General features: G+C 51.6%; 24 protein-coding genes and 1 other RNA gene. 5 read left to right on the top strand and 20 right to left on the bottom strand.

Annotation, left to right across the window (positions count from 1 at the left end; genetic code table 11):
* Window positions 1–8: 8 nt before the first annotated feature.
* The 12 genes from murC to rsmI all read right to left on the bottom strand — a co-directional run bounded on the left by murC (window position 9) and on the right by rsmI (window position 13,444).
* A complete protein-coding gene (gene murC, locus IBX50_RS01465) occupies window positions 9–1,442 on the bottom strand; it encodes a UDP-N-acetylmuramate--L-alanine ligase (RefSeq protein WP_292252775.1) in 1,434 nt (477 codons plus the stop codon).
* Window positions 1,439–2,557 (bottom strand): undecaprenyldiphospho-muramoylpentapeptide beta-N-acetylglucosaminyltransferase, encoded by a 1,119-nt coding sequence (gene murG / locus IBX50_RS01460; RefSeq protein WP_292252773.1) that lies wholly within the window; start codon window positions 2,555–2,557, stop codon window positions 1,439–1,441. Before murG ends, murC begins: the two co-directional genes overlap by 4 nt.
* Window positions 2,554–3,756: a putative lipid II flippase FtsW gene (ftsW, locus tag IBX50_RS01455; RefSeq protein WP_292252770.1), complete on the bottom strand. Its 1,203-nt coding sequence runs from the start codon at window positions 3,754–3,756 to the stop codon at window positions 2,554–2,556. The genes murG and ftsW overlap by 4 nt, the downstream gene beginning before the upstream one ends.
* Window positions 3,732–5,087 (bottom strand): UDP-N-acetylmuramoyl-L-alanine--D-glutamate ligase, encoded by a 1,356-nt coding sequence (gene murD, locus IBX50_RS01450; protein ID WP_292252768.1) that lies wholly within the window; start codon window positions 5,085–5,087, stop codon window positions 3,732–3,734. Before murD ends, ftsW begins: the two co-directional genes overlap by 25 nt.
* A gap of 32 nt (window positions 5,088–5,119) precedes the next feature.
* Window positions 5,120–6,202, bottom strand: coding sequence for a phospho-N-acetylmuramoyl-pentapeptide-transferase (gene mraY, locus IBX50_RS01445; protein WP_292252767.1), 1,083 nt, complete (start codon window positions 6,200–6,202; stop codon window positions 5,120–5,122).
* A gap of 3 nt (window positions 6,203–6,205) precedes the next feature.
* Complete coding sequence (murF, locus tag IBX50_RS01440) at window positions 6,206–7,600, bottom strand: UDP-N-acetylmuramoyl-tripeptide--D-alanyl-D-alanine ligase (RefSeq protein ID WP_292252765.1); 1,395 nt, start codon at window positions 7,598–7,600, stop codon at window positions 6,206–6,208.
* Window positions 7,597–9,099, bottom strand: coding sequence for a UDP-N-acetylmuramoyl-L-alanyl-D-glutamate--2,6-diaminopimelate ligase (locus IBX50_RS01435; protein WP_292252764.1), 1,503 nt, complete (start codon window positions 9,097–9,099; stop codon window positions 7,597–7,599). Before IBX50_RS01435 ends, murF begins: the two co-directional genes overlap by 4 nt.
* The gene (locus tag IBX50_RS01430) at window positions 9,092–10,786 is read right to left on the bottom strand and encodes a penicillin-binding protein 2 (protein WP_292252763.1); all 1,695 of its coding nucleotides are present in this window, start codon (window positions 10,784–10,786) and stop codon (window positions 9,092–9,094) included. Before IBX50_RS01430 ends, IBX50_RS01435 begins: the two co-directional genes overlap by 8 nt.
* Window positions 10,783–11,127, bottom strand: a complete 345-nt coding sequence (gene ftsL / locus IBX50_RS01425) for a cell division protein FtsL (RefSeq protein ID WP_292252762.1) — start codon at window positions 11,125–11,127, stop codon at window positions 10,783–10,785. Before ftsL ends, IBX50_RS01430 begins: the two co-directional genes overlap by 4 nt.
* A 10-nt stretch (window positions 11,128–11,137) precedes the next feature.
* Window positions 11,138–12,112, bottom strand: coding sequence for a 16S rRNA (cytosine(1402)-N(4))-methyltransferase RsmH (gene rsmH, locus IBX50_RS01420; protein WP_292252760.1), 975 nt, complete (start codon window positions 12,110–12,112; stop codon window positions 11,138–11,140).
* Window positions 12,113–12,146: 34 nt separating this feature from the next.
* An RNA gene (rnpB, locus tag IBX50_RS01415) (RNase P RNA component class A) lies at window positions 12,147–12,510 on the bottom strand.
* A gap of 34 nt (window positions 12,511–12,544) precedes the next feature.
* Window positions 12,545–13,444, bottom strand: a complete 900-nt coding sequence (gene rsmI / locus IBX50_RS01410) for a 16S rRNA (cytidine(1402)-2'-O)-methyltransferase (RefSeq protein WP_292252758.1) — start codon at window positions 13,442–13,444, stop codon at window positions 12,545–12,547.
* 16 nt (window positions 13,445–13,460) lie between these two features.
* On the opposite strand from rsmI, the gene IBX50_RS01405 reads away from it, so the two are divergent.
* Genes IBX50_RS01405 through IBX50_RS01395 form a run of 3 tightly spaced genes read left to right on the top strand, consistent with a single transcriptional unit; the run spans window position 13,461 to window position 16,326 of the window.
* The gene (locus IBX50_RS01405) at window positions 13,461–15,311 is read left to right on the top strand and encodes a penicillin-binding protein activator (protein ID WP_292252756.1); all 1,851 of its coding nucleotides are present in this window, start codon (window positions 13,461–13,463) and stop codon (window positions 15,309–15,311) included.
* Window positions 15,312–15,320: 9 nt separating this feature from the next.
* The gene (locus tag IBX50_RS01400) at window positions 15,321–15,701 is read left to right on the top strand and encodes a YraN family protein (RefSeq protein ID WP_292252755.1); all 381 of its coding nucleotides are present in this window, start codon (window positions 15,321–15,323) and stop codon (window positions 15,699–15,701) included.
* 34 nt (window positions 15,702–15,735) lie between these two features.
* On the top strand, window positions 15,736–16,326 hold the full coding sequence (locus IBX50_RS01395; protein WP_292252753.1) for a phosphoheptose isomerase: 591 nt from the start codon (window positions 15,736–15,738) through the stop codon (window positions 16,324–16,326).
* A gap of 16 nt (window positions 16,327–16,342) precedes the next feature.
* Here IBX50_RS01395 and IBX50_RS01390 read toward each other — a convergent pair whose 3' ends face one another.
* From IBX50_RS01390 to zapE, 8 genes are all read right to left on the bottom strand, one after another.
* On the bottom strand, window positions 16,343–16,792 hold the full coding sequence (locus IBX50_RS01390; RefSeq protein WP_292252751.1) for a ClpXP protease specificity-enhancing factor: 450 nt from the start codon (window positions 16,790–16,792) through the stop codon (window positions 16,343–16,345).
* Window positions 16,793–16,805: 13 nt separating this feature from the next.
* Complete coding sequence (locus tag IBX50_RS01385; RefSeq protein WP_292252749.1) at window positions 16,806–17,432, bottom strand: glutathione S-transferase N-terminal domain-containing protein; 627 nt, start codon at window positions 17,430–17,432, stop codon at window positions 16,806–16,808.
* A 122-nt stretch (window positions 17,433–17,554) separates the two neighbouring features.
* Window positions 17,555–18,322 carry a cytochrome c1 gene (locus IBX50_RS01380; protein ID WP_292252747.1) on the bottom strand — a complete coding sequence of 256 codons (768 nt, stop codon included), beginning with the start codon at window positions 18,320–18,322 and terminating at the stop codon, window positions 17,555–17,557.
* Complete coding sequence (locus IBX50_RS01375) at window positions 18,322–19,581, bottom strand: cytochrome bc complex cytochrome b subunit (protein ID WP_292252745.1); 1,260 nt, start codon at window positions 19,579–19,581, stop codon at window positions 18,322–18,324. Before IBX50_RS01375 ends, IBX50_RS01380 begins: the two co-directional genes overlap by 1 nt.
* Entirely contained in the window at window positions 19,581–20,177 is a 597-nt protein-coding gene (gene petA / locus IBX50_RS01370; protein WP_292252743.1) for a ubiquinol-cytochrome c reductase iron-sulfur subunit, read from the bottom strand. Before petA ends, IBX50_RS01375 begins: the two co-directional genes overlap by 1 nt.
* Before the next feature lie 223 nt (window positions 20,178–20,400).
* Complete coding sequence (gene rpsI / locus IBX50_RS01365; RefSeq protein WP_292252742.1) at window positions 20,401–20,793, bottom strand: 30S ribosomal protein S9; 393 nt, start codon at window positions 20,791–20,793, stop codon at window positions 20,401–20,403.
* Between the two features lie 13 nt (window positions 20,794–20,806).
* Window positions 20,807–21,238 carry a 50S ribosomal protein L13 gene (rplM, locus tag IBX50_RS01360; protein WP_292252741.1) on the bottom strand — a complete coding sequence of 144 codons (432 nt, stop codon included), beginning with the start codon at window positions 21,236–21,238 and terminating at the stop codon, window positions 20,807–20,809.
* Window positions 21,239–21,425: 187 nt separating this feature from the next.
* A complete protein-coding gene (gene zapE, locus IBX50_RS01355) occupies window positions 21,426–22,514 on the bottom strand; it encodes a cell division protein ZapE (protein ID WP_292252806.1) in 1,089 nt (362 codons plus the stop codon).
* Between the two features lie 204 nt (window positions 22,515–22,718).
* Here zapE and IBX50_RS01350 point away from each other — a divergent pair, with 204 nt between their 5' ends.
* The gene (locus IBX50_RS01350) at window positions 22,719–23,177 is read left to right on the top strand and encodes a DUF1043 family protein (protein WP_292252739.1); all 459 of its coding nucleotides are present in this window, start codon (window positions 22,719–22,721) and stop codon (window positions 23,175–23,177) included.
* Window positions 23,178–23,239: 62 nt separating this feature from the next.
* Window positions 23,240–24,403: a Do family serine endopeptidase gene (locus IBX50_RS01345; protein ID WP_292252737.1), complete on the top strand. Its 1,164-nt coding sequence runs from the start codon at window positions 23,240–23,242 to the stop codon at window positions 24,401–24,403.

Below are 24,403 nucleotides of genomic sequence, written 5' to 3'. Positions count from 1 at the left end.
CCTCTGCTTTAACTGGCTTTGACAAATTCAAGCCCGGTCGCTGCCAGGCGCTGGGCAATACCACCCACATCACCGGCACCCTGGGTCAGCAGGATATCACCCGGTCTTAATACATCAGCCAGTAGGTTCTCTAACTCGGCATTGTCATCAATAAACAAGGGGTCAAGCTTGCCGCGCTGCCGAATGGAGCCACTCAGACTGCGACCATCCGCACCGGGGATACTAGCCTCACCGGCGGCGTAAACATCCAGTAATACCAGGGTATCCACCCGGGACAACACCTTGACAAAATCCTCATATAGATCACGGGTACGGGTAAATCGGTGTGGTTGATAAATCATCACCAGCCGCCGTTCTGGCCAACCTTCACGCACAGCCTTGATCACTGCCTCCACTTCCCGTGGATGGTGACCATAATCATCCACCAGCATGATTTCACCAGAGCCAACAGGGAAGTTACCCAGCTGTTGAAAACGTCTTCCAACACCTTGAAAGTTAGCCAGACCATCAACTATGGCCTGATCAGAGATGCCTTCATCCGTTGCCACAGCAATAGCCGCCAGAGCATTCAACATGTTATGACGACCAGGAATTTTCAGGGTGATATCCAAAGGGGAAAAACCCTCAGGACGTAAAACCTTAAAGCATATATCCCGACCAATCTGTGAGAAATCAACAGCACGGAAATCAGCTTCCTCATTAATACCGTAGGTTAACAGCGGGCGTCCGATCCTGGGAATTAACTCCCTCACCACCTCATCATCGGTACAGACTACTGCCAGGCCGTAAAATGGCAGGTTGTGCAAAAACTCAATAAACGTCTGTTTGAGCTTTTCAAAATCACCACCATAGGTGGACATATGATCAGCATCAATATTGGTTACAATGGACACCATCGGTTGCAGATGCAGAAATGAAGCATCCGACTCATCAGCTTCAGCCACCAGATAACGGGATTCACCCAGCCGGGCATTGGTTCCTGCCTGAGTCAGCTTGCCACCAATCACAAAGGTTGGATCCTGCCCGGCTTCTGCCAGAATGGAGGCAATCAGGCTGGTGGTAGTGGTTTTGCCGTGTGTACCAGCCACGGCAATACCGTGACGAAAACGCATCAACTCGGCCAGCATTTCTGCTCGGCGCACCACCGGAATCCTTGCTGCCAGAGCAGCCTGAACCTCTGGATTAGTCTCATTAATGGCTGTGGACACCACCACCACATCGGTTCCTTCAATGTGCTCTGCCGCATGGCCTATACAGACTCTGGCACCTAGATCTTCCAGTCGTTTAACTGCAGCACCGCTGCTAAGATCAGAGCCACTGACCTGATAACCCTGAGTCAGCAGTACTTCAGCAATGCCACACATGCCAGAACCACCAATACCCACAAAGTGGATATGACTGATACGGCGCATGACGGGTACACGATAGGGCAACTTGGTCATGAGATATCCTTCAAAAGTGTTTGAACCATTTGTTCACCAGCTGAAATTCGAGCTAATCCCGCTGCCTTGACGGCCATTTCGGCCAGCGAGTCACGCTGTAACAATCGGCTTTGCAACAGCTCAGCCAGTCCCGCCGGTGTCAACTCTGATTGGGGCAATAGGATTGCAGCACCAGCATCGGCTAAAAAATGGGCATTATGAGTCTGGTGATCATCCACTGCAAAGGGGAAAGGCACCAGTAATGAGGCCACCCCCACCGCAGCCAGCTCGGAAATAGTCAGGGCACCGGCACGGCAGATCACCAGATCAGCCCAACCCATCGCTTCAGCCATGTCTTCAATAAAACTGCAGATTTCCACTCGATTTAACAGATCAGGACAAGCAGCCGCATAGGCAGCACGAGTAGCCTCTTCTTTATTTGCACCCGTCTGATGCCTGACTTGTGGCAGCATGGATACGGGTAGCATGGATTGTGACAACAGAGCCAGTGCAGCGGGCAGGCTGGTATTCAGTGACTGGGCACCCAGACTGCCGCCCACTACCAGTAATCGCACCGGATCACTGCGTTCAGCATAACGTTGTGCCGGCGGTGGTAATTGTAATAACTCCGCTCGCACCGGATTACCAACACACAGAGCTTTTGGCAAATCAGAAAAAGCTTGTGGGAAAGCCGTAAAAACCCGACGCGCCATGCGCGATAACCAGCGATTGGTCATACCCGGCAAGGCATTTTGCTCATGAACAAATAGCGGAATACGTAACAACCAGGCTGCCAGCCCACCAGGGCCACTGGCAAAACCACCAAAACCCACCACACAAGCTGGCTTGATCGATCGAAGAATACTCACTGCCTGCCAAAGGCTGATCAGTAGGCGGAAAGGTGCTAAAAGCAATGCTGCTTTACCTTTACCTCGCAGCCCGGAAACCCTGAGGCCATAAAAAGTAATGCCCGCTTCAGGTACTCTGCGGGCTTCCATACTCTTCTGACTGCCTAACCAGACCACCGGATGACCTTGATCAGTCAATAGTTTTGCCACTGCCAGTGCCGGAAAAATATGGCCACCAGTTCCACCCGCCATCAGCAGGATGGGTGCCTTGTGTTGCGCTGTGTTCACGCCTGTTCCTCTTGTTGCTCTGCTTTGCGTCTTTCATGATCAGCACGAAACACCAGTCCCAGCATCAGGCCACAGGCAAGCAGGCTGCTACCGCCATAACTGATTAATGGCAAAGTTAATCCTTTGGTGGGCAAAAGCCCGGTATTCACCCCAAGATTGATTAATACCTGAGTGGCAAAAATCATGGCAATGCCATAACAAAGATAAGCTGAGAAAAACTGCCCGCCCAATTCACATTGACGACCGATAATAAAAATACGCGCTAGTAGCAGCACATAAAGCCCAAGAGTCATCAGACCGCCCAACAGCCCCAGCTCTTCGGAAAGTATTGAGAAAATAAAGTCGGTATGTGCCTCGGGCAAATAAAAGAGCTTCTGTACACTATTGCCCAGACCCAGCCCAACCCAGTGCCCTCGGCCATAAGCAATCAAGGCCTGGGTTAACTGATAACCCGAGTCAAACTGGCGTGCCCAGGGGTCAGTGAAACTCACCAGTCGCTGCATCCGGTAAGGTTCCAGCACAGCAATCAGGGTTAATGCTGCTACGGCAGCAAACAACACCAGAAAAAAATGCTGAAAACGTACCCCGGCCAGAAAAACCATACCCATGACTGCCGCCATGACCACCACCAACCCACCATAATCCGGTTGGGCAATCAGCAAACCACCATAAGCAACCACCACCAGCAGAGGCTTTAAAAAACCGCTGGCCGTTGCACGTACATCCTGCTGATGGCGTACCAGATACCCTGCCAGATATATCAGCAAACAAATTTTTGCCAGCTCGGAGGTTTGTAGGTTAAAGACACCCAGACTAAGCCAGCGGGTACTGCCATTAACCTCTCGACCCACCAGCTGTACAACCAGCAGCAGCAGAAAAGCCAGCAATAAAAACCAGTGACCGTTAAAACGACTCCAGGCCAATGGCAGCTGACTGACCAGTAAAGCCGTGCCCAAGGCCAGGCCGATAAATAACCCCTGGCGCAAGGCAAAATACTGCGGATCGCCTGTCCAGGCTTCAGCAACGCTGATTGAGGCCGAGCTGACCATCAGCCAACCCAGCAGCAGCAAAGTCAGACTGCTGAACATCAGCCAGCCATCCAGATGCCTGGTGGAGCTTAAATGCAGCTGACGGCAAAAAACCAGCAGCTGTTTCAGATCAGGCAAGCCACGAATCAGTCCGGCAAGTTGAGTACGCACTCGGTGAACACCTCTCCCCGATGGACAAATCCACGAAACTGATCAAAACTGGCACACGCCGGTGATAACAGCACCTGATCTCCTGCTTTGGCTCTGGAAGCAATCCACTCGACTGCCCGAGCCAATGAATCACAGTGCTGTTTTTGAGTGCTTTCGGGTAACTGTTCAGCCAGCATCACTGCATCACGACCAATCAAGGCCACTCCACCGATGCCTTCTTGCAATGCTGTTTTAAACGGTGAAAAATCCTGCCCTTTACCTTCACCACCCAGTATTAACCAGAGTGGTGAGTCAGGTTTTTTAAGGCCTTTAACGGCCGCCAGTGTGGCACCAACATTGGTAGCCTTGGAGTCATTGTAATAAACCACACCTTTACGACTAGCCAGTCGCTGGCAGCGATGTGGTAGGGATTGAAAATCAACCACTGCACGACGCATGGCATCCACCGACAAGCCAGCGGCAAAACCCAGGGCAAAAGCAGCCAGTGCATTACTGATGCCATGATCACCGGCCAGAGGCACCTCGGCGGTTGGCATCAGTGGCAGATCACCGCGAAACAACCAGGTCTGTCCTTCATGCTCGGCCAGACCGAGTTCACTTTCACCTGTTGGATGATCCAGCCCAAAACTGAGACGACGGGCATTCTGACCATGAATCGGAACAGTCAGGGCATCTGCACGATTAAAAATGGCTGTTTCACAACGATGAAAAATACGCTGTTTGGCCAGGATATATTCGTCCATACCCACATAACGATCCAGATGATCTTCACTGATATTCAACAGCACTGCCCCTCTGGCAGTCAGGGACTGGGTGGTTTCCAACTGAAATGAAGACAACTCCAGCACATACAGATCTTTGCGCCCTTCGCGCAGCAGATCCAATACTGGCAATCCAATATTTCCACCCACACCCACCTGTTTACCCGCTGCAGCTGCCATTTCTCCAATCAGTGTTGTCACCGTGCTTTTCGCATTGGAACCCGTCACGGCAAGAATGGGTGTGCTGACTTCACGGCAGAAGAGTTCCACATCACCAATCACCTCCACACCGGCGGCACGAGCTGCACTGATGGCCTGTTCATTGACACTGATACCGGGACTGACCACCAGAGTGCTCATGCGACTGGTCAACTCGGCATCCAGCGGTCCCAGCCAGATGGAGGCATCCGGCCAGCTGGTCGTGAATTCATTGAGTCCAGGAGGGTTGTAACGAGTATCTGCCACGGAAAAACGCAGACCCCGTTCAGCCAGATAACGGGCAACAGACAGACCGGTGGCACCCAGACCAATAATCAGGTACTCCGCTTTACTTTTATACTCTGCCTGCATCCCTGTCTCCTTAATATCAGCCCAGTTACATTTCAACGCAGTTTCAAGGTGGAAAGACCAATCAGTACCAGAACAACGGTGATAATCCAGAAGCGAACAATAACACGGGGTTCCGGCCAGCCTTTTAACTCAAAATGATGGTGCAGGGGTGCCATGCGGAATACCCGGCGGCCAGTCATTTTAAAAGATGCCACCTGAATGATGACGGACAGGGTTTCCATAACAAAAATACCACCCATGATAAACAGCACTATCTCCTGGCGCACCACCACGGCTACCACACCTAGTGCAGCACCCAGTGCCAGTGCACCCACATCACCCATAAACACCTGAGCCGGGTAGGTGTTAAACCAGAGAAAACCCAGCCCCGCGCCAATAATGGCGGCACAGAACACCACCAGCTCACCGGAGCCCGGCACAAAAGGAATTAACAGATAATTGGCAAAATTTATGTTGCCACTGGCATAAGCAAAAATGCCCAGTGCACCGGCCACCATAACCGTTGGCAGAATCGCCAGACCATCCAGGCCATCGGTCAGGTTCACGGCATTACTGGAGCCAACAATCACAAAATAAGTCAGCAGAATAAAAAATACGCCCAGTTCCAGGACATAATTCTTGAAGAAGGGGAAAATCAGCTGGGTTTCTGCCGGCACCTGAGCCGTGTAAAACAATACCAGTGCAGCCGTAAAACCAGCCACAGATTGCCAGAAGTACTTCCAGCGCGCGGGCAGCCCACGTGGATTTTTTTCCACCACCTTACGCCAGTCATCTACCCAGCCAATTGCTCCAAAACTTAAGGTCACACCCAGAACAATCCAGACAAAACGATTATTCAAGTCCGACCAGAGCAGGGTACTGAGACAGATGGACAGCAGGATCAAAGCACCACCCATGGTGGGTGTTCCGGCCTTGGACAGGTGGGATTGAGGGCCATCATCACGAATGGCTTGTCCGATCTGGCGTTCAGCCAGTCGTCGGATCACCAGAGGACCAATCAGCAGTGAAAAAGCCAACGAAGTGAGGACACCCAGAATGCTGCGAAAAGTCAGGTAGTTGAACACTTCAAAAATGGCATGAAATTGTGTCAGGTATTGGGTCAGCCAAAGCAGCATCGGTTATTTCATCTTTTTATGGTTGGTGACTGCAGAGGCTGGCGTATTGACCTCTGCTCTGAGTAAATTCACTAATTTTTCCATACCGGCGCTGCGTGATCCCTTGACCAGCAGGCAGGTCTGATGATTCATTTTCGGGCGCAGCACATCAGCCAGTTCAGCATGAGTTGCAGCTATCTGGGCTCCGGCGCCAAAAGACTCTGCTGCCAGGTTCGCCTTGCCCTGCAGCACATACAAACCATCCAGCCCTGCTTCACGGGCATACCTACCCAGCTCCCGATGAATGGCATCCGTTGCCTCACCCAGCTCAGCCAGACTACCCAGTGCCAGTAAACGCTTACCGGGCAGTGCAGCCAGCACATTGATGGCTGATTTCACGGCGCCGGGACTGGCATTGTAACTGTCATCCAGCAACAGGGCATCACCCCAGGCGTTGATTCTGTGTAAGCGACCCGGTACCGGCTGTAACTGACCCAGTGCATTGGCCTGTAAAGCCAGTGGAATGCCCAGCTGGCCAGCCGCTGCCATCACCGCCAGTGCATTGGCAATATTATGCTGACCCGGCAGCTGCAGTGTGATCTGTTGTGAACCCCAGGGCGTTACAGCTGTGAAAGATGGATTCCCGAAGTGGTCAAGCTGTATTGCTTCCGCTCGCACATCACCCCGGTGTAAACCAAAACTCAGTACTGGGCATTGGGCACGCTGCTGCCAGAATTCAAAAAAAGCATCTTCTGCATTCAGGACGGCACAACCGCTGATCGACAGATGTTGCAGCAGCTCACCTTTGGCAAGTGCAATGGATTCCATACTGCCAAACTCACCCAGATGCGCACCGGTGACATTGGTGATCATACCAATATCCGGACGAGCCAGACCGGCAAGGTAGTCAATTTCACCCAGATGATTGGCACCTAGTTCAATCACTGCGGCCTGATGCACAGGTTGCAACTTCAGCAGGGTTAGCGGCATACCCAGCTCGTTGTTCATATTGCCACGGGTTGCCAGCACCTGCCCATAATGTGCCGATAAAACAGCGGCTAACATTTCTTTAACACTGGTTTTGCCACTGTTACCGGTGACTGCAATCAGCGGCTGTTTAAACTGGTTACGATTCCAGGCAGCCAGCTGACCCAGCGCAGCAGGAACCGATTTGACTCGCAGCTGTGGCAAACGACTTGGCTGCCACTCTTCCACCAGTGCTGCGGTAGCACCTTTGGCGGCAGCAGCATCCAGAAAATGATGCCCATCAACCCGCTGCCCTTTGAGTGCAGCAAACAGGCTACCGACATGTAATTTTCGGCTGTCAATATCAACACTAATCAGTCGTTGGGCTGTTTCGCCACGCAAATCAGCCTGCAGGAAGGTTGCCAGCTGCGATAAAGTCAGAGCCTGCATCATTCTGCAATCCTCCGCTGTAATGCAATTCTGGCCTGCTCCACATCATCAAAAGGAATGCGTTGCCCTGCCACTTTCTGCCAGGTTTCATGGCCTTTACCTGCCAGCAGAATCACATCACCGGCTGCAGCGCTATTAACAACCTGCTGTATGGCAGAAGCACGATCAGCTACTTCTGCTGCACCTGTGGCGGCAGCCAATATTTGGCTGCGAATCAACACCGGAGACTCATCACGTGGGTTATCGTCCGTGACCACCACCTGATCAGCCAGGAGGACAGCCACCTCACCCATCAGGGCACGTTTACCCTGATCACGATTACCACCACAACCAAACACACACCAGAGGCGACCAGAGGTGTGTTCTCTCAATGCCTTAAGTGCTTGTTCCAGTGCATCCGGTGTATGGGCATAATCCACCACCACCTGCGGCTGGCTGCTGTTTGCTTCAATCCGCTGCATTCGTCCAGGCACAGGCTTGAGCTGAGCCACGATTGGTAACAGCTGCTGCATCGACCAGCCTTCTGCCAACAGAGCCGCAAGCACTGCCAGCACATTCGCCAAGTTAAAAGCGCCCAGCAAGTTCAGCTGTAATGACCAGAGCTGTTGCTGATACATCAGCTGCGCCTGAATACCTGTGCTGGTATAACTCACCTGCTGCACACTCAGATCAGCATCCGCTCGATACAGGCTATACGTCAGTCGCACTGGCGCAGTACACTGCTTCAGCCAATATGGAGTCAATGGATCATCCAGATTAAGAATGGCTATTTCAGCTTCCGGACGCTGAAACAAGCGCAGTTTTGCTGCGGCATAAGCTTCCAGCGTGCCGTGATAATCCAGATGATCACGAGTCAGGTTGGTGAAAATTCCGCAAGGGATATTGATACCATCCAGCCGCCCCTGCTCTAGGGCATGAGAAGACGCTTCCAGAGCCACACGATGGATACCAAGCTGCAGCCAGTCGGCATACAACTGATGCATTCGGAACATATCTGGGGTGGTATGGCTGGCCGGTTGTAATTGATCCAGCAAACCATAACCCAGGGTGCCCACCAGCGCACAGGGCTGCCCCAGCAATTGCCAGGCCTGGCTCAGATAATGGGCAACGGATGACTTACCATTGGTGCCAGTCACTGCCTGAGTGCGAATTTTCTGCAGGGGCAAACCACTGCTTTTTAATAACAACTCACCTAGCTTGCTACGCAGATTCGGCAAGTGCAGCACCCAGCCTTCCGACTGCTGCTGCAACTGCAGCTCTCCTTCACAAACAGCCAGTTGTGCACCTTGCTGTAGTGCCGAAGTTATAAATGCCTGACCCTGCTGCAAAGTGCCAGTCAGGGCAAAAAATACATCACCGGATCGGACTTTACGACTGTCGTGTACCAGTCGATCAAAAGAGGGCAGAGATTCCAACTGGTGTTTTACCCGTGTCTCAAGTTCAGGCCACAGGGCATACCAAGCGCTTAATGTGATGGGTTGTTGCAGTTGTAATTCACTCATTGTTTTTACCCATCTCCACGGGTGCATCAGGAGGAACATCCAGGATACGCAAGGCATGGCCAACCACACGACTGAAAACCGGTGCGGCCACCTCACCACCAAAATATTCCTGACCTTTGGGACTATCGATCATGATCACTGCCACCAATCGTGGATCACTGGCCGGGGCAATTCCGGCAAAGGTGGCGATATAATCACCGGATTGATAACCCTGTGATCCCAGCTTGTGTACTGTACCGGTTTTACCCGCCACCCGATAACCCTTGATGGCTGCGCGGGTTCCGGTTCCACCTGGCTGCACTACTTTCTCCATCATAGAAAGCACATTGTTCACTACTTCTGCATCAAAAACCTGCGCAGTTACCGGATCATTCACTTTTAATAAAGACAAAGGATGCAGGCGTCCATGATCGGCCAGAACCATATAGGCCTGAGCTAACTGACCCAGTGTCACGGATAAACCATAACCATAAGACAGGGTTGCACGTTTGATACGGCTGATACCAAAACCGCCCGGCAGCACACCGGATGCTTCACCGGGAAAACCCGTGCCTGTTGCACGCCCGAAACCCAGTGAGTCGTAATAATTCACCAGCATTTCGTCCGGCAACTCAAGAATCATGCGGGTCATACCGACGTTACTGGAACGGACAATAATATCCTCGGGCGTCATCTTGCCGTAATTACGAAAGTCCCTGATGGTTTGCCCCGCCAGCCGTATCACCCCCGGCGAAGTATCAATGATCTGATCCGGCTGGAATTGCCTGGACTGTAGTGCCACGGCCACACTCAGGGGCTTGATCACCGAACCCGGTTCAAACAGATCCACCATGGCACGATTACGCAAACTGGAAACATCCAACTGAGCACGATTATTGGGATTAAATGCCGGTTGGTTAACCATCGCCAACACTTCACCTGTTTGGGCATCCAGTAGAATTAAACTGCCGGAAACGGCCTGATGCTGATCAACAGCGGCTTTTAACTCCCGATAAGCAAGGTACTGCAGGCGCATATCAAGACTCAGGGCCAGTGTCTGACCCGGCTGAGCCTGTTGTAATACCGCAATATTACGAATGGTGCGTCCTTTTAAATCCTTTAATACCCGTTTGCGCCCCGGCACTGCTTTTAACCAGTGTTCCCAGGCCAGTTCCAGTCCTTCCTGACCCTGTTCATCAATATTGGTGAAACCCACCAGATGTGCTGCCACCTCACCTGCAGGGTAATAACGCTTGAACTCATCCTGTGAATAAACACCCGGAATTTTCAGCGACAAAACCGCCTCAGCCATATCCGGAGTCACCTGACGACGCAGGTACATGAACTCACGATCGGCAAAACGTTGCAGGCGATGGATAAAATCGGTGGGGGTTTCACCCAGTGCCACGGCAAGGGCATGGATCTGTTGTGCATCACGGGGTAACTGGCGAGGATTAGCCCAGAGTGTAGCCACCTGAGAGCTGATCGCCAGAGGTTCACCATGACGATCCGTGATCATGCCTCGGTGTGCCTGAATGGATTCAACCCGCAGGGTACGTACATCACCCTGACGTTTCAGAAATTCACGCTCAAACAGGTGCAGTTGTACCAGACGTCCAACCAGAATTAACAGTAGTGGCAATAATACTATCCACACCAGACGCAAGCGCCAGGGGGAGGTTGAACTGGGTTGGTGAACACTGCTCATGGCTGTTCGATTCGCCGAATTTGCAAGGACGAATCTTCAGGGAGGCGCAGCTGCAGTTGCAGGCGTGACAGTTGTTCCAGCCGCACCGGTGATACCAGAGAGCTTTCTTCCAGCAGCAGCCGCCCCCACTCCACCTGCAGGGCATCCCGTTCACCTTCCAAAGTCTGCAAGCGCACCTGCTGGTTTCTGGCCTGATGAGTAACCTGAATCAACAGATGGGCACTGCCCAGCAGCAGTAGGATCAACAACAGCGACAGCCAATAACGAGACAACAGGATGATCAGTAAATTCGGCAATTTACGGTATTTTTTACTGCTTTTCAGCACACCCGAAAACGTCATGCCACAACCTCTAATCTGTACTGATCAGTTTCTCTGCAACCCGCATGACAGCACTGCGTGCTCTTGGATTCTGCTGGATCTCGGTGGCAGAAGGTTTAACCGCCTTACTGATCAGTTTCAGTGTCGGGTGCAACTCTTCCTGACGAAAAGGTACACCCTGAGGCAGGTGCGCATCACCCCGCGCCGCATCACGCATAAAGCGTTTCACAATGCGATCTTCGAGTGAATGAAAACTGATCACCACCAGACGACCGCCAGGAGCCAGCAGATCCACAGCTTGTGTCAGCAGCTGCTTTAAATCATCCAGCTCACGATTGATGTGAATACGTATGGCCTGAAAGGCTCGGGTGGCGGGATGTTTGTGTTTTTCCCAGCTGGGATTGGCCGCTTTAATCAGTTCAGCCAGCTGACCAGTGCGAGTAATCGGCTGTTCTTGCCGTGCCTTGACCAGTGCACGTGCCATACGACGTGAATGACGCTCCTCACCCAGATGGTAAAGTACATCACTGATTTCTTCTTCAGGAGCCCGAGCCAGCCATTCAGCTGCACTTAGCCCTCGTGTGGTGTCCATCCGCATATCCAGCGGACCATCCTGCATAAAACTGAAACCCCGCTCAGGATCATCCAGCTGAGGGGAAGAAACACCCAGATCCACCAGAATACCATCTACACCCTGAAAACCCGGATCAGCCTGATAGGAATGCAGAAACTCTGGCAGCTCGGTAAAAGAGCCATGGCAGATTGAAAAGCGCGGATCTTTTGCTGCCAGCTGTTCACCTGCCATCAGCGCGCGCGGGTCTTTATCGATTCCCAGCAGTCGTCCAGCAGCAGCCAGTTGTTGCAACAAGTGACGGCTATGACCACCACGGCCAAAAGTTCCGTCAACATAAAAACCATCCGGACGAGTCAGCCAGGCGCTAACTGCTTCCTCCAGCAATACACTGAGATGCTGATCGGTTTCAGCTGGAGACACATTTGTGGACATAGTGAGCTCAGAAGCAGATAAAAACTAAAAAAAGGGCGGAAGCCGGCCTGTAAGCCGGGTTCTGTCGTGAACAGTCATTCCTCTAGGCGCTGGATCGCTCCAGCGCTCAAGCAACCTACCCGAACCCAGCGCGGGCCACGCCTGTTGGGTTCCTATTTGGTCTTGCTCCGAGTGGGGTTTACCTAGCCACGGCATGTTACCACCCGTGCGGTGCGCTCTTACCGCACCTTTTCACCCTTGCCTGTGCATTTTTCCGAAGAAAAACGCCATCGGCGGTTATTTTCTGCGGCACTTTCCGTAGGCTTGCGCCCCCCAGGCATTACCTGGCACCCTGCCCTGTGGAGCCCGGACTTTCCTCCCCCACTGTAAACAGTGGCAGCGACTGTCCAGCCGACTTCCGCTGCGAAAGCATATAGAGAAACCTTCCATCTCTCAAGCCTTGCTGTCCAGCCCCTCGTCCAGCATCCACTGATACAGGGCTTTTTTCTTCACACCGGTCATACGAGCCACTACAGAGCAGGCTTTGGAAGGTGGCATTTCATCTTTTAATTCCAGCAACCAGCGACAAGCATCCGTCCAGGCCGAATCCTGTGCCTGCCCCTGAAAACCTTCCACCAGCAATACAAACTCACCTTTTTGCTGATTGGTGTCTGCTGTAACCTGTTGCAACAACTCATCCAACGTGCCGGACAAAAAAGTCTCAAAATGTTTGGTGATTTCTCGCGCCAGGCAAGCCGGACGTTGCCCGCCCAGCACTGACACCATTGCCCGCAGTGAATCCAGCAGACGGTGGGGTGATTCATAAAACACCAGGGTGCCCTGCTGCTGCACCAGTTCGTCCAGCACCTTGTTACGTGCAGTGGATTTTGCCGGTAAAAACCCGGCAAAATAAAAACGGTCGGTAGGCAAACCTGCCACACTTAATGCCGCAACCAAAGCACAGGCACCGGGTACGGGAACCACCGGATAACCCGCTGCACGCACGGTATGAACCAGGTGATAGCCGGGATCAGAGATCAGGGGTGTGCCGGCATCAGAAACCAGCGCCACGCTGCGCCCTTCACGCAACAAGCCCAGCAGCTGTTCTGCGCGGGAGTTTTCGTTATGATCATGCAGGGATACCAGACGATTACGAATACCATAATGATCCAGCAGCTTGCCACTGTGTCGGGTATCTTCTGCCGCTATAACAGCAACCTGTTGTAAAATGCTGCGCGCGCGCTCAGTGATATCATCCAGGTTGCCAATCGGTGTGGCAACAACATACAAAGCGGCTGTTTTTTTGATATGCTCATCAGTGCCTAAGTCAGTCATAGTGCTTTTACGGGTCATGAAAGGATCAACCAGAGTGACATTAAATTTTTCTGCCTGTCGTACAGGGTTTGCCTGCCTGCTGCTGTTGCTGCTGGTCGGCTGTTCGGGCAGTGTCAAACAGGACACTGCAACCAGACCCATCACACCGGAACGTGCCGCACACCCCAATCCGGAGGTGGAGGCACAATTTGTTCGGCTGGATGCTGCCGGAATTTTAACACAGCAGCAGCGACACCTGGAAAGTCTGGATTTAGTACTGTCCCTGCAACCACAAAGTCTGCCTGTTGAATACCACTGGCAAGCGCTGAATCTTGGTGCCATCAACAGCCTGGCTCTGGATGATGGTTGGACAGCTCTGCGCCTGATTGAAACCTTCAGCCAGCGACTGCCACACATTGACCGCACACAACAATTTGTCTTATCTGGTTATCGTGCTGATGCCCTCCTGTTAACCGGCTTTTATTCCAGCGCCCTGCGGCATCGTCACCATCAGGCTTTACTGGCTCAGGATGACAAATCACGTGCTGATGTTTATGAACGGCTATGGAACAACCTCAACCAGGTCAGCAGTGACGAACTGCGTCACCTGCAACAAACGGAACGCCAACCCCTGCTGCGCGGCTGGATAGAACTGGCACTGGTGCGCCAGACTGCCATTACTAATCCCGAACAGATCAGCAACCAGTTACAAGCATGGGCTACACGCTGGCCACAACACCCGGCCAGACAGCAGTACACACCGGAAGAAATTGATCTACTGGTAAAGCTCAGTGAAGACAGGATTCAGCACCTGGCTGTGTTTTTGCCGGAAAGCGGCCCTCTGGCCGAAGCTGCCTATGTAATTCGTGACGCCTTGCTGGCCAAACACCTAAGCACAGTACAAAAGGGGCAACACGCCCCGCGCATCAGCTTTTATGATTCACAAGCCAACAGCCTTGATGAGTTATACAGCCGCGCCAAAAGCCAAGGGGTCGAAGTGGTCATTGGCCCACTGGCCAAAGCCCAGGTGGATTTACTGGAGCGCCGCCGCAGCTTACCCCTGCCCACCCTGGCACTCAACTACGGCAATGATGAAGACTTTCAGAACAAGGATATGTTTCAGTTTGGACTGTCGGCAGAAAACGAGGCCGCTCAGGTTGCCCTGAAAGCATGGCAAAGCGGCTTCCGCCGCGCACTGGTGCTAACACCAGAAAACAGCTGGGGTAGCCGAGTAGAGGCCAGTTTTATCAAAAACTGGAAAGAGCTGGGCGGTGAAATCAGTCACTCACGTCAGTATGGTGCCAGCCTGTCACTGGATGCATCACTGCGTCAGTTACTGGAAGTTCAGCTTAGCCAGGAACGTCACCAGCGCCTGACACGCCTCCTGGGACAAAGACCTCACTTTGCTCCCCGCCCAAGAGAAGACAGTGATTTTCTGTTTTTACATGCAGATCCTGCCACTGCACGCCAGATTAAACCAGCTCTCAGCTTTCTTGCTGCATCCAGCCTACCCGTGCTGGCCACTTCTGCTGTCTACAGCGGCACTGTAAACCCCGGACTGGATAGAGACATGAATGGTATTGCCTTCTGTGATATCCCTTGGTACCTGGAGTCGGGCGATCCATTACAGCAGGAAGTACGGCAAACCTGGCCAGAAAACATCACGCGTTATGGACGTTTATATGCCATGGGTGCTGATGCCTACTTGTTGGCTCAGCGACTACCATTACTTGAAGTTTTACCACAAAGCCGGATTGATGGGGCAACCGGTCGACTCAGCCAGCAAGGACGACGAATTGAACGCGAGCTGCAATGGGCCCAGTTCAACAGCGGCAAACCACAGCCCCTGGCAGCCAATGCTTTTGAACAACAGCCACAACTGGTTGATCAGATTCTGCCTGATTGAGGCATTTTAATGGTCACACGTCCCGAACAACCAACACCTCACCAGATCAAAGGTGAAGCCGCAGAACAACTTGCTGCAGAAATTCTGCAGCAACAGCAGGGCTTGAGGCTGCTAGAGCGCAACTTCAGCTGTAAGGCTGGAGAGATTGATCTGATCATGCAGGATCGACAACAACTGGTTTTTGTGGAAGTACGCTTCAGAAAAAATCACTTGTATGGTGGTGCTGCAGCCAGCATAACACCCGCCAAACAATTAAAAATTCGACGTACTGCTCAGTTTTACATGGCAAGACTAAACCACCAGCCACCCTGTCGGTTTGATGTTATGGCAATGACACTGGATAGCAAAGGTCATATCATCTGCGAAAACTGGATTCCTAACGCCTTCTGAAGACCTTTTAAGGCACCCTATCACCGGAGTTTTTATGAGTTTCAACGAGCGTATTCTGCAGCACTTTCACGACAGTATAGACACCAAAGCCCAGGCCAGTCAGGTGCTTCCACCCATGATTGAGCATGCCAGTCGTATGATGGTTGAAGCGCTGTTAAGTGAAGGTAAGATTCTGAGCTGTGGTAACGGTGGATCGGCAGGCGACGCACAGCACTTTTCATCCGAATTGCTGAACCGATTTGAGCGTGAGCGCCCAAGCCTGCCAGCTCTTGCTTTGACCACGGATACCTCCACCCTGACATCCATTGCTAACGACTACAGTTACAATGAGGTTTTTTCAAAGCAAATCAGGGCGCTGGGTCAGCCGGGTGATATCCTGCTGGCCATATCCACCAGCGGCAACTCAGCCAACGTCATTCAGGCCATTCAGGCCGCTCATGAAAGGGATATGCGAGTGGTTGCACTGACCGGCAGGGATGGCGGCAACATGGCTGCGCTGCTCACCCCTGAGGATTGTGAAATCAGAGTGGGATCAAAAGTGACTGCACGTATTCAGGAAGTTCACCTATTGGTCATCCATTGTCTTTGTGACTTGATCGATGAACAGTTATTCGGCAGCCATTAAACCTATTTGATCAGGGTTATTTGATCAGGGTAAGATGTGAGGCGGCGCGGGGTTTGCTGGCAGCACCCTGTGCTCCTTCTGACGTATCACTAGAAGGGGTCTGTTGCTGAGCTTCGCTGGAAACCGAACCCGGTGTTTTTACATCCTGAATTCGTGGTTCCTGCCCAAAAACCATACCTGCACCATTCTCACGTGCATAAATAGCCATCACAGCATCAACCGGAATATACAACTGCATGGGCACACCACCAAAACGTGCACTGAACATCAGCTGTTCATTATCAACCAACAGATCACGTGTAGCATCCGGTGAGATATTCAGTACCAGCTGACCATCCTGAACATGGGTTCGCGGCACCACAACACCGTCCATATCGGCTGCTACGATCACATAAGGAGTCAGCCGGTTATCCAGTAGCCATTCATACAACGCACGCAAAAGATAAGGTCTGCTTGAGCTATTCATAACATTATCCTGATCAGCGCATTTCTCGTTCAGACTCAGACAAGCTTTCGATAAAGCCATCGCGACTGAAAGAACGTTCCATATACTCCAACAGAGGCTTAACCTGTTTTTCCGGCAGATCTATACCGAAGTGAGGTAAACGCCAGAGAATCGGCAACACACAACAATCCACCAGACTGAACTCATCACTCATGAAAAAAGGACGGTCGGTAAAAATGGGTGAAACACCAATAATACTTTCACGTAGCTCTTTACGTGTCTTGTCCATTTTTTTTGCTGTTTCATCACTGGTCAACACATCCACCAGAGGACTCCACTCTTTCTCAATCCGGTGCACCCACAGACGACTCTGTGCACGTGCCACAGGATAAACCGGCAGCAGCGGCGGATGAGGAAAGCGCTCATCCAAATACTCCATCATCACCTTGGACTCATACAGCACAAGATCACGATCCAGCAGGGTTGGGAGACTGTTGTAGGGATTCAGATCCGCCAACTCGTCCGGCTTGTTGTTGGGGTTGATATCCAGCAAATCGACAGTAACACCCTTTTCGGCCAAAACAATCCGCACGCGATGGCTATAGTGATCCGAGCCATCCGAGAAAAAGGTCATGGAAGAACGCTTGGTAACAACGCCCATTGATAAATCCTCACTAATCATCCAGCCCATAACTATAACGCTTCAGGGCCTGAAAAGGCAAAAAGCGCACGGTCAGCCGCACGCTTTTTGCCTGCTTTTACTTCATTTTAAACATTGACTGCTCAATGTTTGATATCACGCCAGTATTCTTTCTTCAGCAGATACGCAAAGATAAAGAATACAAAGATGAACAGCAGCACTTTAGGGGCAAGAGCGTTTGCCTGGTATTTACTTGGCTCTGCTACATAAACCATAAAGTTCGTCAGATCATACACTGCCTTGTCAAACTCAGCGGGTGACAGGCTTCCGGGAGTCACTTCACGGAAACAATCACGCGGATTGGCAACAGCACCCTTCAGCGGATCCATGGTTTTTACATCAACGGCATTAGGATCACAGGCCAGACGGTTGACGCCCTGCAAATCAGCCAGCACATGCGGCATACCTACATCAGGGAACACCGTGTTGTTTACACCCCAGGGTTTGCTGTCATCAACGTAATAGCTGCGCAGAAAGCTGTAGATGTAATCCGAGCTTCTCAAACGAGCCATCAGACTCAGATCAGGTGGTGGTGCACCGAACCAGGTGGTTGCATCAGCACGAGTCATGGCAATACGCATCTGATCATTATAGGCAACCTGAGGACTGAAAATCAGATTCTCCACAATGACTTCCTGAGGAATGCCTAGATCTTCAGCCGTTCGTGCAAAACGCTGGTGCTCAGCTGTATGACAACCCATACAATAGTTCACAAACAGACGAGCACCATTGTGCAGTGACTCGAAGTTATAAAGGTCTGGTTTCATGGAGTCCAACTTGCCTGCAGGTGCAGCAGCCATAGTCAGAGCAGGCACCAGCGCTATCAATAATGCCAATAGTTGCTTTTTCATTAGCCGGTCACCCTTTCTGGAACTGGTTTGCATTTTTCAATTCTGGTGTACCAGGGCATCAGAATGAAGTAGAGGAAATAAACTGCTGTGGCGATCTGCGCAACCAGAGTACGACCCGGAGTTGAGGGTAGTACACCCAGCACACCCAGCACCACAAAGCTGATGCAGAAGAGCACCAGACCAATCTTGCTGTACCAGCCTTTGTAACGGATGGAGCGAACAGGACTGCGATCCAGCCAGGGCAGTACAAACAGGATGGCAATAGCAGCACCCATAAACACGACACCCAGGAACTTGGCATCCAGACCAAACAGCGAGAAGGTAATTGCACGCAGAATGGCGTAGAAGGGTGTGAAGTACCAAACCGGAGCGATGTGATTCGGTGTTTTCAGTGGGTTAGCTGGCTCAAAGTTCGGAGCCTCGATGAAATAACCACCCATTTCTGGAAAGTAGAACACCACCAGAGCAAATACAAAGGCAAATACAGCAACACCAGCTATGTCTTTGACTGTGTAGTAGGGGTGGAAGGGAATACCGTCTTTGGGTATACCGTTCTCATCCAGATCTTTTTTGATTTCAACACCGTCAGGGTTGTTGGAACCCACTTCGTGCAGAGCCAGGATGTGCAGAACAACCAGCGCCAGAATCACAATCGGCAGAGCCACAACGTGCAGGGCAAAGAAGCGGTTCAGGGTAATACCAGAGATCAGGTAATCACCACGTACCCACTGCGCCAGATCAGGACCAATTACAGGAATGGCACCAAACAGGGAGATGATAACCTGAGCACCCCAGTAGGACATCTGACCCCAAGGCAGCAGATAACCCATGAAAGCTTCAGCCATCAGCGCCAGATAAATAGCCATACCAAAAATCCAGATCAGCTCACGTGGCTTCTGGTAGGAGCCATACATCATGCCGCGCAGCATGTGCAGATAGACCACCACAAAAAATGCAGAAGCACCAGTGGAGTGCATATAACGTATCAGCCAGCCATATTCCACATCACGCATGATGTATTCCATGGAGGCAAAGGCACCCTCGGCAGAAGGATTGTAACTCATGGTCAGCCAGATACCGGTCAGGATCTGATTGACCAGAACCAGTAGAGCCAGTGAACCGAAGAAATACCAGAAATTGAAGTTTTTGGGCGCATAATACTTACTCAGGTGGTCTTCCCACATCTGAGTTGCAGGAAAGCGGTCATCAATCCACCGCATCAATCCTTTTTCAGCTTTTGCGCGATTCGGGTTACCCATCAGGCGTTCTCCTCATCGACACCAATGATAATATTATTGTCATCTATATAACTGTAGGGAGGCACTTCCAAGTTAGTTGGTGCTGGCTGGCTGCGGAACACACGACCGGACAGGTCAAAACGTGAACCGTGGCAAGGACAGAAGAAACCACCCATCCAGTTACTGCCCAGATCAGCCGGAGCGACCTCAGGACGGTAAGTCGGTGAACAACCCAGGTGCGTACAGATACCAATCACCACCGCAAACTCCGGCTTGATGGCACGTTCTCTGTTTTTAGCATAAGCAGGCTGCTGTGATAGTACATCAGAGTTCGGATCAGCCAGACGGTCTTCAGTCTGCGTCAGTGTTCCTAGCATCTCCGGAGTACGGCGAATGATCCAGACTGGCTTACCACGCCATTCCACTGTCATCTGCTGACCGGGTTCCAGTCTTGAAATATCAGCCCGAGCTGGTGCACCTGCTGCACGCGCTTTGGCACTGGGATTCCAGGAGGCCACGAAAGGTACCGCAACCCCGACTGCGCCAACCGCCCCTACGACGGATGTCGCACCAACGAGGAAGCGTCGCCGCCCCTTGTTCATGCCATCATTACTCATTGAAAGTTCTCCCCATCGACAAAACTTCAGCCAGGTAACCAGAGGTAACCCGAACCATTTTTTAAATAGGCCTAATCTTAAAAAAAAGTGCCAACTAACACAAGAAAGGCAACCTTATTAAAGATAATGAATTAGTGGTATAAAGCCTTTTTTGAGTAAAAAAAAACGCCCAACCACCAGCGGCCAGGCGTTTCTTTTGGTTGGCAGCAGCCAATCCCCGCGATTAACGCTTGGAGTATTGAGGACGCTTACGCGCTTTGCGCAGACCCACTTTCTTACGCTCAACCATACGTGCATCACGAGTGACATAACCGGCAATACGCAGCTCGCCACGCAGTGACTCATCATAATCCATCAGTGCACGAGTAATACCGTGACGAATTGCCCCAGCCTGACCACTGGAACCACCACCAGCAACGGTGATGTACAGGTCGAACTTGGTAACATTGTCAGTCAGTTCCAGCGGCTGCATGACGATCATGCGAGAAGTTTCGCGACCGAAATATTCCTGCAGCGTAGAGCCGTTGATAGAGATATTGCCACTACCGGGCTTCATGAACACACGGGCAGTGGAGGTTTTGCGACGGCCGGTGCCGTAGTTTTGATTAGCAGACATGACGACCCTTCCGTTAGATATTCAGAGGTTGTGGTTGCTGGGCGGCGTGCGGATGTTCCGCACCGGCGTAAATCTTCAGTTTAGCCAGCATGGCACGACCCAGGGGACCCTTGGGCAGCATACCTTTCACTGCACCCTGAATAACGCGCTCAGGAGCATGATCAATCAGCTTCTCGAAAGACATTTGTTTGATACCACCGGGGAAACCGGTGTGACGATAATACATCTTGTCCTTGGACTTGTTGCCAGTGACACGTACTTTCTCAGCATTGATGATAACCAGGTAGTCACCGGTATCAACATGCGGAGTGTATTCAGGCTTGTGCTTGCCGCGCAGGCGACGAGCCAGCTCAGTCGCCAGTCGACCCAGAGTTTTATCTGTGGCGTCAACCACGAACCAGTCGCGCTTTACGCTTTCTGGCTTTGCAGATACTGTCGTTTTCATTAGAACGCTCTACCTCAGTAGGACCTTCACGACTTGACGTGTCCTTAACACACCAGATCGCACTGATCATTACCTATTTTTATTGGTTGTCAGCCCAGCAATAAACCAGCCCGACAAGAGTTGCACTCAAACGGCAGACCGATTGAGGAGCGCGGATTCTACACCAACACAAAAGGCATGTCCAGCATCAGGGTTTATGTTCACGCCCAAGATACTCATGGGATTGCATTTCCAGCAAGCGGCTTTTGGTGCGATCAATTTCAAATGCCAGATTTCCACCGGTGTACATTTGATCTATGGGCGCTTCAGCGGAAATGATCACCTTCACATTACGATCATAAAACTCATCAATCAGGTTGATAAAACGCCGCGTCTGATCATCCTTTTCTCGACCCAGTTGTGGCACATTCGAAATCAATACCGTATGAAAAATTTTTGACAGTTCGATATAGTCATACTGGCTGCGCGGACCATCACAAAGTGCCGAAAAATCAAACCAGGCCACTTGATCGTGACAACGTCGTGCGAGAATCGGACGACTGTTGATATCAATGGACACATCTCGCTCACTCTCAACCATCACCATCGCCTCGTAACTTCGGTTCAGGCTGGCATCGGCCTGATCATCCAGCGGTGAATGGTAAATTTCTGCCTGGGTCAGGGTGCGCAGACGATAGTCCACCCCACTGTCCACATTCACCACCTCGGTGTATTGCTTCAGCAGATCAATCGCCGGTAAAAACCGAGCACGCTGCAAACCATCCTTATAAAGACCATCAGGTACGATGTTGGAGGTGGTCACCAGCACCACGCCCTCATCAAACAAGGCTTCCATCAGATTACCGAGAATCATGGCATCAGTGATGTCTTTGACAAAAAACTCATCAAGGCACAATACTCGGATTTCAGTAGCCAACTGCCGTGCAACCAGCTTCAGTGGATTGGCCTGACCATCATATTTTTTTAAATCCGCATGCACTCGCTGCATAAAACGGTGAAAGTGAGTGCGCAACTTTTGTTCAAACGGCAGGCATTCAAAAAAAGTGTCCACCAGATAGGTTTTGCCACGACCCACGCCACCCCAGAAATACAAACCCTTAACTGGCTTGATCGTTTTTTTACTGGTCAAGCGCGACAAAAAACCACCATTGGTGGGCTTGCTGCGAACTAGATCATCATGCAATCTTTGCAGGTGCTCCACGGCCATTTTCTGTGCCGGATCAGATTTAAAATCATCCCGCTGCAGATCCTGCAGATAACGCTCCATCGGAGTCATCATTGATACCCTTTTGATTTTGCCGTTTGGCAGGTAAGGAAATTGGCGGATTATACGCCAGCGACCGCATCACCCCAAGCCTGTGCGACCAATGTACAAGATCAGCCCCGCCTCAAGGCTTGACCTCAGCTTGCCACTGCCCGATATAATGTCAGTTAAAACTGCAAGGCGCTTTTATGCCTGCACTATTCTGAGGAGCTGCTTGTGACTTTTGCCGACATTCAATGGGTTTATGTGATAACTGCTTTTCTGATTGGAGCAGGACTAGGCGCTCTGGCCTATCATCTGATGAATGCCAGCGTTTCGCAGAGCATCCGTATTCGCCAACAGTTAACTGAAAAGGAACTGGAGCTGAACCAGTTGCGCGAAAGCCTGAACGACCACTTCTCTCGCACTGCTGACAACCTGGCCTCCATGAGTAAACAACTGCGGGATATGGAGTCCCAGCTCGAAAAAGATGCTACCAACCTGTGCAGTGATGATAGTGTTATCAAACGCCTGAGTAGCAACAAGGATAATCCTGCCAGTGTGCATACACTACCGGAGTCCGAAGTGGATCAGGCTTTTGAGCCACCACGCGATTATGCTTCCGATCTTTCGCGTGGCACCCTGTCAGAAGACTATGGTTTAAAACCCGAAGTTTTTGAACCACCCCGCAACTAATCAACAACGGGCTGACTTATTGTAAAATAATAGCATTAGCCCTGGCGGAGTAGACTAAAACCATGCGCTTCCTCAGACCGCAGTTGATCTGGCCGCTTATCAGTGGACTGCTGCTGGCTGTCTTGCTGCTGCAAATTTTCCCCGGACTCACGGGTATGCAGTCCAGCAGTAACAATGCCCGTGCTGAAATTCGTGCCACTGAACCACTGCTGGTGCCACGCCAGGATGGCCCCGTATCCTATGCCTCAGCGGTGCGCATGGCAGCGCCAGCAGTAGTGAACATCTATACCACCAAGGTGGTTGAGCAGGAAGCTCACCCCTTTATGAATGACCCTTTTTTCCGGCACTTTTTTGGGCAGGGCGGGCAACCACGTCAACAACGCATGCAATCCAGCCTTGGCTCCGGTGTTATTGTCAGTGCAGAAGGTTATATCCTGACCAACCACCATGTGGTAAATGGTGCCGATGAAATCCGTGTGGCACTCAGGGATGGACGTGAAACCTTTGCCCGCACCATTGGCAGTGATCCCGATTCTGATCTGGCGGTATTAAAAATTGAACTGGACAACCTGCCGGTGATTGCCCTGGCTTCCTCCGACACCCTGGAAGTGGGTGACGTGGTACTGGCGATTGGCAACCCCTTTGGTGTTGGTCAAACTGTCACCCAGGGTATTGTCAGTGCACTGGGGCGCAACAGCCTGGGTATCAACACCTATGAAGACTTTATCCAGACCGATGCAGCCATCAACCCCGGTAACTCCGGTGGCGCACTGATTAACCCCTACGGCCAGCTGCTGGGTATTAACACCGCCATTTTCAGCCGCTCCGGTGGCTCTCAGGGTATCGGATTTGCCATACCTTCCAACCTGTCCAAACAAATCATGCTGGATCTGATCAATCAAGGTTTTGTTGTGCGCGGCTGGATGGGGATAGAAGTTCAGGAAATGACCCCGGCACTGGCTCAGTCACTTAAACTGGAAGCAAATCGCGGGGTACTGGTGGCAGGACTGCTGCGTAACGGCCCGGCGCATACTGCCGGCTTATTACCGGGTGATGTGATTGAAACCATCAATGGCAGACGTGTGGACAACGCCCGCGAGGCCATTAACTACATTGCCGGATTGCGACCCGAAACCAAGGTAAAAGTTGAACTGGTGCGAGATGGGGAACGCCGCAGTGTAGATGCCACCATCGGACAGCGCCCCCAAGCTCCACGTCGCAACTGA

Source organism: Marinospirillum sp., from assembly GCF_014859565.1.
This window is presented reverse-complemented; position numbering and strand designations above follow the sequence as displayed.

Bases quoted from the DNA above. Each gene is read 5' to 3' on its own strand.
- murC (WP_292252775.1), bottom strand. From the start codon at position 1,442: ATGACCAAGTTGCCCTATCGTGTACCCGTCATGCGCCGTATCAGTCAT.
- murD (WP_292252768.1), bottom strand. From the start codon at position 5,087: ATGCAGGCAGAGTATAAAAGTAAAGCGGAGTACCTGATTATTGGTCTG.
- mraY (WP_292252767.1), bottom strand. From the start codon at position 6,202: ATGCTGCTTTGGCTGACCCAATACCTGACACAATTTCATGCCATTTTT.
- murF (WP_292252765.1), bottom strand. From the start codon at position 7,600: ATGATGCAGGCTCTGACTTTATCGCAGCTGGCAACCTTCCTGCAGGCT.
- IBX50_RS01435 (WP_292252764.1), bottom strand. From the start codon at position 9,099: ATGAGTGAATTACAACTGCAACAACCCATCACATTAAGCGCTTGGTAT.
- IBX50_RS01430 (WP_292252763.1), bottom strand. From the start codon at position 10,786: ATGAGCAGTGTTCACCAACCCAGTTCAACCTCCCCCTGGCGCTTGCGT.
- ftsL (WP_292252762.1), bottom strand. From the start codon at position 11,127: ATGACGTTTTCGGGTGTGCTGAAAAGCAGTAAAAAATACCGTAAATTG.
- rsmH (WP_292252760.1), bottom strand. From the start codon at position 12,112: ATGTCCACAAATGTGTCTCCAGCTGAAACCGATCAGCATCTCAGTGTA.
- rsmI (WP_292252758.1), bottom strand. From the start codon at position 13,444: ATGACCCGTAAAAGCACTATGACTGACTTAGGCACTGATGAGCATATC.
- IBX50_RS01400 (WP_292252755.1), top strand. From the start codon at position 15,321: ATGGTCACACGTCCCGAACAACCAACACCTCACCAGATCAAAGGTGAA.
- IBX50_RS01395 (WP_292252753.1), top strand. From the start codon at position 15,736: ATGAGTTTCAACGAGCGTATTCTGCAGCACTTTCACGACAGTATAGAC.
- IBX50_RS01390 (WP_292252751.1), bottom strand. From the start codon at position 16,792: ATGAATAGCTCAAGCAGACCTTATCTTTTGCGTGCGTTGTATGAATGG.
- IBX50_RS01385 (WP_292252749.1), bottom strand. From the start codon at position 17,432: ATGGGCGTTGTTACCAAGCGTTCTTCCATGACCTTTTTCTCGGATGGC.
- IBX50_RS01380 (WP_292252747.1), bottom strand. From the start codon at position 18,322: ATGAAAAAGCAACTATTGGCATTATTGATAGCGCTGGTGCCTGCTCTG.
- IBX50_RS01375 (WP_292252745.1), bottom strand. From the start codon at position 19,581: ATGGGTAACCCGAATCGCGCAAAAGCTGAAAAAGGATTGATGCGGTGG.
- petA (WP_292252743.1), bottom strand. From the start codon at position 20,177: ATGAGTAATGATGGCATGAACAAGGGGCGGCGACGCTTCCTCGTTGGT.
- rpsI (WP_292252742.1), bottom strand. From the start codon at position 20,793: ATGTCTGCTAATCAAAACTACGGCACCGGCCGTCGCAAAACCTCCACT.
- rplM (WP_292252741.1), bottom strand. From the start codon at position 21,238: ATGAAAACGACAGTATCTGCAAAGCCAGAAAGCGTAAAGCGCGACTGG.
- zapE (WP_292252806.1), bottom strand. From the start codon at position 22,514: ATGACTCCGATGGAGCGTTATCTGCAGGATCTGCAGCGGGATGATTTT.
- IBX50_RS01345 (WP_292252737.1), top strand. From the start codon at position 23,240: ATGCGCTTCCTCAGACCGCAGTTGATCTGGCCGCTTATCAGTGGACTG.